This is a genomic window from Ruegeria sp. AI3 (assembly GCF_056541245.1).
This window is the reverse complement of record NZ_JBQFYA010000052.1, coordinates 1-1,159: the sequence shown is the minus strand read 5'-3', so window position 1 is coordinate 1,159 and position 1,159 is coordinate 1. Positions and strand designations below refer to the sequence as shown.

At 59.4% G+C, this 1,159-nt stretch carries 1 pseudogene; it reads right to left on the bottom strand.

Annotated features, from left to right (window positions below):
* Positions 1-47: 47 nt before the first annotated feature.
* A pseudogene (locus ACRZ95_RS22935) lies at positions 48-1,159 on the bottom strand (FHIPEP family type III secretion protein); the annotation flags it as partial.

Below are 1,159 nucleotides of genomic sequence, written 5' to 3'. Positions count from 1 at the left end.
GGCGGGCGGATGTCCGGCAGGATCAGGCCAAAGGTCGAGGCCACTTAGGTGCGCATATTTGCGATCCGGGCATCCAGACCCGTGCCGGCGTTCAGAACCATGCTGATAAGATCCGGGGCAAATTCCAGATGCACGTCGTCGAGGTCCAGAATATCCCCAATGGCCTGTGAGACAGGCGCATCGGAGTCGGTTTGTGCAGTGTCCTCGGCTCCCTCTTCGCCCTGTTGTTTTCGATGGACCCGAAAGGCTGTATAGCCAAGTACGGCGGCCCCGAGGATAAACGGCAGAAACGGCAGCCCGGGCACCAATGCAAACAAAAACATTAACACCGCAACAGTGCTCAGCGCGGCGGGGTGGCGCCCCAGCTGCGAGAAGATCGCGTTGTCGGTTGCGCCCTGCGTGCCGCCCCGGGCCAGCAACAGGGCAGATGCAATCGAGATGATGACGGCCGGGATTTGCGACACCAACCCATCCCCAACGGTCAGAATCGCGTAAGTCTCAAAGGCCGACGAAACCGGCATGCCATGCACGATCACGCCCATCACCAAGCCCATGACAAGGTTCAGCAGGGTGATCAGCAACCCCGCGACGGCGTCGCCCTTGACGAATTTCGACGCCCCGTCCAGTGAACCGAAAAAGGTTGTTTCCTGTTGTTCCCGTTCGCGCCGTTCCTTGGCCTGCTGGTGATCGATTGCACCTGCGGACATGTCGCTGTCGATGGCGAGATGTTTACCCGGCATCCCGTCCAGCGCAAATCGTGCGCCGACCTCGGCCATCCGTGCGGCACCTTTGGTGATGACCATGAAATTCACGATCAGCAAAACGCCAAACACAACGAGGCCCAGGAAAATGCTGCCCCCCATGACAAACTGGGCAAACCCTTCAATCACGTCCCCAGCCGCGTTAGGGCCGGTATGGCCCTGACCGATGATCAGCTTGGTGGACGAAACATTCAGCGACAGGCGCAGCATCAGCGATGCCAGCAAAATGGTCGGAAAGGACGAGAAATCCAGCGGTCGTTCGATAAACAGGGTCAGGGTAAAGATCAGGATCGCCAGCGCAAACGAGGCGGCCAGCCCAAGGTCCAGCACCCACGCAGGCATTGGCAGGATCATCATCACAATGACCGTCATCAGCGCCAGCGCCAACAGAACGGTGG